A 6,764-nucleotide genomic window follows, 5' to 3' on the forward strand; every position below is an offset into this window, starting at 1 on the left:
GTCGACGGCGGGCGGGCGGGCACCGGCCGGCGGGTCTCCGCCGGCCGGCCAGGCGCCGGATCAGCCGGCCGGCGGCACCGCCGGGAACGCCTCCTTGGGGTCGCTGGTCGGCACGTAACGCTGCGCGGTCGCCGCGCTGGTCACGGGCACCAGGTCCTTGTGGATGACCTTGGCGACGGCCTGGATGCTGTTCACGCCGTACGTCATGTCGGGGTTGCCGTGGGTGAGGACGGTGATGCGGTAGTCACGGCCGCCGCCCTGGAACACGCCGACGGAGTGCACCCGCCAGCCGTGCGTGGCCCGCGACAGCCAGCCGTTCTTGACGTGCACCTTCACCGAGGACGGGGCCCCGGCCGGGGTGCCCCAGCGCTGCGAGGAGACGACCTGGTTCATCAGCTTCAGCACGTAGGCGCGGGCGTTGTCGCTGAGGACGGTGTTCTTCTCGGCGAGGAGCGCGAGCAGCCGCTGCTCGTCGCGGACCGTGATCTGGGTGAGGCCCCAGTAGTTGTTCGCGCCGGGCTTGGTCTGGGTCATCTTGGCGGCCGCCAGGAAGCCCTTGATCTTGGTCATGCCGAGCTGCTTCCACAGCGTGCTGGTGGCGGCGTTGTCGGACTTGGTGATCATCGCGGTGGCGAGCTTGGTCTCGCGGTCGGTGAGGAACCGGTTGGTCTTCTTGGCGTCCCACAGGAGCGCCGCGAGCACCGTCACCTTCACCACGCTGGCCGAGTCGTAGGCGGAACTGCCGCGCAGGGTGCAGGTGGTGTTGGTGGTCCGGTCGTAGACCCCGACAGCCATCGTGCCCTTGCGCTTGGCGACCGCCGCCGCGATGTCCTTCTGGAGTTTCTCGGCCAGCCCCGCCTTGTCCGAGGTGCAGGTGACCGGCGGCGGTGCGGCGACCGCGTTCGGCGCGAGGGCGACGGCCAGCGGTACGAGCAGACCGACCCCCATGCCCGTGGCGAGCACACGGGTCACGCGGGACGTCCGGCCCGTCCGGGACATCCGGTGAGTCATTAAGGTTTCCCCCTTGAGTGACGGCGAACGCACTCGTGGCACGTTCACCTCACTCGACTCGCAAGAATGACCGAAAGTTGTACGTCAGTTCGTAATTTCCGGCACGGGTTCGCGGCCAGTGCTAGCGTCCCGGGGCGACATCCCCCGAACTCCGACGAAACGGACATCCACCCGCCATGCCCCAGTCGTGGACCACGCGCGCCGAGACCGACGCGGACATCCCCGCCGTCCGTGCCGTCCATCTGGGGGCGTTCGGGCGGCCCGAGGAGGCCGACCTCGTCGAGGCGCTGCGCGCCGACGCCGGCTGGATCGACGGCCTGTCGATCGTCGCCACCGGGGAGGACGGCACGGTCGTCGGGCACGCGCTGCTGACCCGCTGCCACGTCGACAGCACTCCGGCACTGTGCCTGGCCCCGGTGGCGGTCCTGCCGGACCATCAGAAGACCGGGGCGGGGGCGGCGGCCGTACGGGCCGCGCTGCGGGCCGCCACGTCGATGGGCGAACGCTTCGTCGTCGTCCTGGGCCACCCGGAGTACCACCCCCGGTTCGGCTTCGGCCGCGCCTCCCTGCACGGCATCCGCCTGACCGTCGACGTCCCCGACGAGGCCCTGATGGCCCTCGCCCTCGACCCCGCGCACCCCCTGCCGAGCGGCACCGTGCACTACGCGGCACCGTTCGGCATCTGACCGGGCGTGTGCGGGGGCGTCGCACCATCGCCTCCGCACGCGAGCGCTGTGGCGGCGCGTGCGAGGCGCGGGGCGCGGCCCCGGCCGCTTTTCAGGGGCGCCGGGGAACTGCGCGAGAAACCACGGACCACCCGCACCCGCCAGGACCCCTCACGCCCACGGCCTGCTCAGCGGTCCTCGGCGCAGAGGGCCGCGTCCACCGCGCCCTGCAGATGGCGGAGGCTGTCGCCCGCCGCCGCCCAGGTGGTGGTGTAGACGGTCACGGTGCCCCGGCCGCCCATGGCCCGCCCTCCGGCGACCGAGCTGCCGGGGAGGTCGCCGCCGTGGCCCCAGTAGGCGCCGCCGCAGCTGAGGGGGATGGAGGAGACGCCGTAGCCGTAGCGGCTGCCCGGCGGGTAGACGTCGCGGCCGCCGACGTCGCTGGTGTCGGAGGTCATCAGGCGCACCGCCCAGCGGGGCAGGAGCCGGCCGCCGAACAGGCCGTCCCAGAAGGCGTTGAGGTCGCCGGGGGTGGTGACGAGCCCGCCGGACGCCCCGAACTCGTACCCCGGCAGTTCGGTCACGTCGACCCGGCCGGCCTCGGGGTGCGCGGGATGGATGCCGTAGTTGCGGGCGTGCGGTCCGCGCAGGGTCAGTTCGCCGGGCGCGGGCCAGTAGGTGTGGTCCAGGCCCAGCGGGCGCAGGATCGTACGCTCGACGTACGTCCGGTAGTCGGTGCCGGAGACCTTGTCGATCAGCATGCCGAGCACCAGGTAGTTGGTGTTGGAGTACCCCCAGTCGGTACCCGGCGGGAAGACGGGTTCCTTCGCCAGGGCGAGGGCCAGGTACTCCTCCTCGGTGCCGGGTCTGCTCCAGTCGACGAGCGTGGTGTACTCCGCCAGCCCGCTGGTCTGCATCAGCAACTGCCGTACGGTGATGTCGCGTCGGGCGAGCTGCGGCAGGTGGGCGCCCGCCCGGTCGCCGAGCCGTATCCGCCCGTCGGCGACGAGGCGCATCACCGCCGTCGCCGTGAACGCCTTGGTGTTGCTGGCCATCCGGAACCGGCCCGCGGACCCGACCATGGGCTGCCCCGACGCCATGTCCGCGACCCCGGCCCGGCGGGTCGTCCTCCCCTCGTGGGCGAGGGCCCCGGGCACCCCGTCCCGCTCGACGAGCAGATCCAACTGCCGTTGTACGGGGTCGGGTTGCCGGGCGGCGGCCATCGGGGCCGAGACCCCGGTGAGCGTGGCGGCGAGCAGGACGGCGGTCACGGCACGACGTGTGCGGCGCATCTGTGTTCCCCCTGAGTGATGACGTGCGTCTCCCCCGACCCTCCCAGCCCCGGCCGCCAAGATCACTGCACCGGGCCCCCGCATCACCCCTGGGGCAGGCCCCCTTGACGCCCTGGTCGCCGCGCGCCACCCGCTTGATAGGCAAGTCGTTGCTTGCCTATCGTGGAGGGCATGGCGGAGGATGTGTTCAAGGCGCTGGCCGACCCGACCCGGCGGCGCATCCTCGACGAGCTGGTGGAACGGGACGGGCAGACGCTGTTCGAGATATGCGCGCGGCTGGTCACCAAGCACGGTCTGGGGCTGTCCCGGCAGGCGATCAGCCAGCATCTGGCAGTCCTGGAGTCAGCGGGTCTGGTCGTCACGCGCCGCCAGGGCCGCTACAAGTTCCATGATCTGAACACCGAGCCCCTGGAGCGCATCATGACCCGATGGCTCAGGCCCGACGGACCGGAGAGCACCCCATGAGGATCCACATCACCAGCGTCTTCGTCGACGACCAGGAGAAGGCCCTGCGCTTCTACACGGACGTGCTGGGCTTCGTGAAGAAGCACGACGTCCCGATGGGCGGCACGGACCGGTGGCTGACCGTGGTCTCACCGGAGGAGCCCGAGGGGACCGAGCTGCTCCTGGAGCCCTCCGGCCACCCGGCGGTGCGGCCGTACAAGGCGGCCCTGGTCGAGGACGGCATCCCGGCCACGTCCTTCGCCGTGGACGACGTCCCCGCGGAATACGACCGCCTGAGCGCGCTCGGGGTGCGCTTCACGCAGCCGCCGCTGGAGATGGGCCCGGTCACCACCGCCGTCCTGGACGACACCTGCGGCAACCTGATCCAGCTCGTCCACAGCGAGTAGGTCCCGGTCTACCCCGGAGGGCGGCGCATACCGAGCAGGAACCGCGTCACCCGCGTCCTGCGCACCCCGTACTCGTACGCCACGAGGATCACCGCGAGCGAACCGGTCACGATCGCCGCGTACTTGACGGCGATCGGCGCGCTCCAGCCCACCACCCCGTAGGCGAAGGCCACCACGACCGGCTGGTGCAGGACGTAGAGCGGCATCGCCGCGAGGGAGAGGTACGGCCATACGCCCCGCCCGCCTCCGCGCGCGCCCTCGACGGGCCCGGCGGTTGGGCGCCGCCGGTCCAGCAGGCCCAGGATCGCCAGGACCCAGCACCAGCCCGCCGCACCGAAGAGGGCACGGGTGAGCAGCGCGAGCGGCGCCCAGGAGCTGAAGGGGTCCTCGTCACCGGCGGCGACGAAGCCGGGGGCCGTCGCGGCGAACAGGGCGAGGCCGAGCACACCGACCGGCACGACGGCACGGCGCAGGGCGGTACGGACGCGCGGGTCGTCGGCCAGGGCGTACCCCGTGAGGAAGAACAGCAGATAGGCCCAGCGGTTCCAGCCCGCGAAGCTCTCCTCCATGCCGAGGAACGCGTTGACGAGGGCGAGCGGGAGGGCCGGGAGCAGCAGGAGGGACGGGTGGCGGGGCACCGCCGCCGCCGTGCGGTCCCCGCCGGCCGCGAGCAGCCCGGCGACCGGCACGAGGAGGAGGCAGAAGGCGAGCAGGAGCACGACAAACCACAGGTGGCCCGTCTCGAAGTAGCGGCCGTCGACGACGAACGGGAAGTCGGCGAGGTCCGGGTGGACGGTGGGGAAACGCAGCCAGAAACGCCCGTACGACTCGTCGTACGCCGGGTCCGCGGCCCTCAGTCGCAGCCACTGTGGGAGCGGGTTGAGGGCGAGGGACGCGAAGACGAGCGGCACGCCGAGGCGCAGCAGGCGTTCCCGGGCGAACCCGGCGGGGCCGCGGCGGCGCAGGGAGTGCCGGGCGCCGAGGCCCGCGACGAGGAACAGCATGGGCATCGCCCACACCACGCCGAGCCCGGCGAGCACGGTCACGACGTCGGTCGTGTCGCCGTTCTTGACGTAGAAGTCGTCGTCCGGGGAGAAGACGAGGGACGCGTGGAAGAAGACCAGGCCGAGCACGACCAGGGCGCGCAGCACGTCGAGTTCCCCGCGCCGAGGAGCGGGCGCCGCCGCACGTGGCTCAGCCTCCGGGTCCATCTCCCCTCCCCCGGGCCCAGTGTGGAGGACCGGGGCGTACGGACGACAGGGTTCCTCCGCGGGGAAACGCGTGGCCGGGGGCCCGCTCGGCACGTAGCCTCGACGTCCATGACGATCACCCTGCGGACGATCCACGACGTGCCCGTTCTCCTGTGCGCCCCCGAGGGCGAGCCGATCGCCCGCGAGAGCGACGTCCTGGATCTCATCGGCGACGCCGGGTACCACGGCGCCGCCTGGGTCGTCGTCCCGGCTGAGCGGTTCGACGAGTCGTTCTTCCAGCTGCGGACCCGGGTCGCCGGCGACATCGTCCAGAAGTTCGTGCAGTACCGCGTGGGCCTCGCCGTCGTCGGCGACATCTCCCGCCACACGACGGCGAGTACGGCCCTGCGGGACTTCGTCCGTGAGTGCAACCGCAACCGTCAGACGTGGTTCGTGTCGGACCTCGACGAGCTGGGTGAGCGGCTGAAGGGCTGAGACCGGCCCGCCGCGCCGCTCACACCAGTTCGAGTCGTCGTTCCGGCCGGGGCAGCGGCGCGGCCTTCGGCTCCCACCGGCCGACGGTGCGCGCATAGCCGTAGATCACGGACCCCATGGCGGTGAGCAGCATCGGTCCGGCCACCCACGGGTACCTGGCCATCTCCTCCGGCAGCCAGCGGTACGACACCAGCAGCGCCACGAACACGGTCGAACCGTAGGCGACCAGGTGGAGTCCCGAGCGGTCCCAGCCCCGGTCGTAGGTGCGCAGGGCCGTTTCGATGGTGAGGGTGAACACCACGCCGGCGATGAGGTCCACGCCGTAGTGGTAGCCGAAGCCGAGCGTCGCGCAGACCGTGGCGACCAGCCAGAACGTGCCCGCGTAGCGCAGGGCGCGGGGGCCGCCGCGGGAGTGAAGGAAGATCGCGGTGGCCCATGCGGTGTGCAGGCTGGGCATGCAGTTGCGGGGGGTGATCCCGTCGTACGGCATGGCTTCCGGGACGCCGATCGGCGGGGCCGTGTGCGGCCACAGGTCGGCCACGGCCCAGTGCGCGCCGCCGGTTCCCATGGCGCCGCCGCCGTAGGCGAAGACCGGCCCCACCACCGGGAAGATCATGTAGATGCCGGGGCCGAGGAGGCCGATCACCAGGAAGGTGCGCACCAGGTGGTGGCGGGGGAAGCGGCGTTCGGCCACCACATGGCGGAGCTGGTAGAGGGCGACGGCGACGGCGGCCACCGCGAGCTGGATGTAGATCCAGTCGAGGAGGTGGGTGCCGACGGGTCCGGTGGCCCGGACCAGCCGGCCCATCAGCCATGACGGGTTGCCGAGCGCGTGGTCGGCGGAGGCCAGGTACTGGTCGAGCACCAGCGGCTGGGTCTTGGAGGTGATGAGCAGCCACGTGTCACCGGTCTTGCGGCCGGCCACCAGCAGCAGCCCCAGCCCGACACCCTTGAGGAGCAGGGTTCTCTCCCGGCCGGTGCGGCGGGTGAGGGCGATGACGGCGCAGCCGAGGATCACCCACAGCGCGCCGTTGCCGAACATCATGTCGGCGCCCGCGGCCCACCGCACCAGGAAGAAGACGAGGTCGATGCCGACGGCGACGGCGGCCGCGATCAGTCGTTGCCGCCAGGTGAGCACCACCATCGTCAGCGCCATGCTGGCGTACAGCAACGGCCCCGATTTGGGGGCGAACACGACTTCTCGGGCCTGGTTGGTGAGCGGTCCCGGCAGTCCGTAGTGGCGGGCGGCGATCTCCAGCG

At 71.9% G+C, this 6,764-nt stretch carries 8 protein-coding genes; 4 read left to right on the forward strand and 4 right to left on the reverse strand.

Going from position 1 to position 6,764, the window contains the following annotated elements; translation table 11 throughout:
- Positions 1–60 precede the first annotated feature (60 nt).
- On the reverse strand, positions 61–1,011 hold the full coding sequence (locus tag AOK23_RS38750; protein ID WP_055717156.1) for a serine hydrolase: 951 nt from the start codon (positions 1,009–1,011) through the stop codon (positions 61–63).
- 176 nt (positions 1,012–1,187) lie between these two features.
- Between AOK23_RS38750 and AOK23_RS38755 the strand changes: the two genes are divergently transcribed.
- Entirely contained in the window at positions 1,188–1,697 is a 510-nt protein-coding gene (locus AOK23_RS38755) for a GNAT family N-acetyltransferase (RefSeq protein ID WP_055717157.1), read from the forward strand.
- Positions 1,698–1,864: 167 nt separating this feature from the next.
- On the opposite strand, the gene AOK23_RS38760 is transcribed toward AOK23_RS38755, so the two are convergent.
- Positions 1,865–2,968 (reverse strand): serine hydrolase domain-containing protein, encoded by a 1,104-nt coding sequence (locus AOK23_RS38760; protein WP_055717158.1) that lies wholly within the window; start codon positions 2,966–2,968, stop codon positions 1,865–1,867.
- A gap of 171 nt (positions 2,969–3,139) precedes the next feature.
- Between AOK23_RS38760 and AOK23_RS38765 the strand changes: the two genes are divergently transcribed.
- Positions 3,140–3,433, forward strand: coding sequence for an ArsR/SmtB family transcription factor (locus AOK23_RS38765; RefSeq protein ID WP_055540406.1), 294 nt, complete (start codon positions 3,140–3,142; stop codon positions 3,431–3,433).
- Positions 3,430–3,819 carry a VOC family protein gene (locus AOK23_RS38770; RefSeq protein ID WP_055717159.1) on the forward strand — a complete coding sequence of 130 codons (390 nt, stop codon included), beginning with the start codon at positions 3,430–3,432 and terminating at the stop codon, positions 3,817–3,819. Before AOK23_RS38765 ends, AOK23_RS38770 begins: the two co-directional genes overlap by 4 nt.
- An 8-nt stretch (positions 3,820–3,827) precedes the next feature.
- Here the strand turns inward: AOK23_RS38770 and AOK23_RS38775 are convergent, their stop codons facing one another.
- On the reverse strand, positions 3,828–5,030 hold the full coding sequence (locus AOK23_RS38775; RefSeq protein WP_055717160.1) for an acyltransferase family protein: 1,203 nt from the start codon (positions 5,028–5,030) through the stop codon (positions 3,828–3,830).
- Between the two features lie 108 nt (positions 5,031–5,138).
- Here AOK23_RS38775 and AOK23_RS38780 point away from each other — a divergent pair, with 108 nt between their 5' ends.
- Positions 5,139–5,504 carry a DUF4180 domain-containing protein gene (locus AOK23_RS38780; RefSeq protein ID WP_055717161.1) on the forward strand — a complete coding sequence of 122 codons (366 nt, stop codon included), beginning with the start codon at positions 5,139–5,141 and terminating at the stop codon, positions 5,502–5,504.
- A 19-nt stretch (positions 5,505–5,523) separates the two neighbouring features.
- Here AOK23_RS38780 and AOK23_RS38785 read toward each other — a convergent pair whose 3' ends face one another.
- Positions 5,524–6,762 (reverse strand): phosphatase PAP2 family protein, encoded by a 1,239-nt coding sequence (locus AOK23_RS38785; protein ID WP_240496759.1) that lies wholly within the window; start codon positions 6,760–6,762, stop codon positions 5,524–5,526.
- Positions 6,763–6,764: the final 2 nt, after the last annotated feature.

It is taken from the genome of Streptomyces torulosus (assembly GCF_001419765.1).
Taxonomy (GTDB): Bacteria; Actinomycetota; Actinomycetes; order Streptomycetales; family Streptomycetaceae; genus Streptomyces; species Streptomyces torulosus.

Coding starts and splice junctions, on each gene's coding strand:
- AOK23_RS38775 (WP_055717160.1), bottom strand. CDS start 5,030: ATGGACCCGGAGGCTGAGCCACGTGCGGCGGCGCCCGCTCCTCGGCGC.
- AOK23_RS38755 (WP_055717157.1), top strand. CDS start 1,188: ATGCCCCAGTCGTGGACCACGCGCGCCGAGACCGACGCGGACATCCCC.
- AOK23_RS38780 (WP_055717161.1), top strand. CDS start 5,139: ATGACGATCACCCTGCGGACGATCCACGACGTGCCCGTTCTCCTGTGC.
- AOK23_RS38760 (WP_055717158.1), bottom strand. CDS start 2,968: ATGCGCCGCACACGTCGTGCCGTGACCGCCGTCCTGCTCGCCGCCACG.
- AOK23_RS38765 (WP_055540406.1), top strand. CDS start 3,140: ATGGCGGAGGATGTGTTCAAGGCGCTGGCCGACCCGACCCGGCGGCGC.
- AOK23_RS38750 (WP_055717156.1), bottom strand. CDS start 1,011: ATGACTCACCGGATGTCCCGGACGGGCCGGACGTCCCGCGTGACCCGT.
- AOK23_RS38770 (WP_055717159.1), top strand. CDS start 3,430: ATGAGGATCCACATCACCAGCGTCTTCGTCGACGACCAGGAGAAGGCC.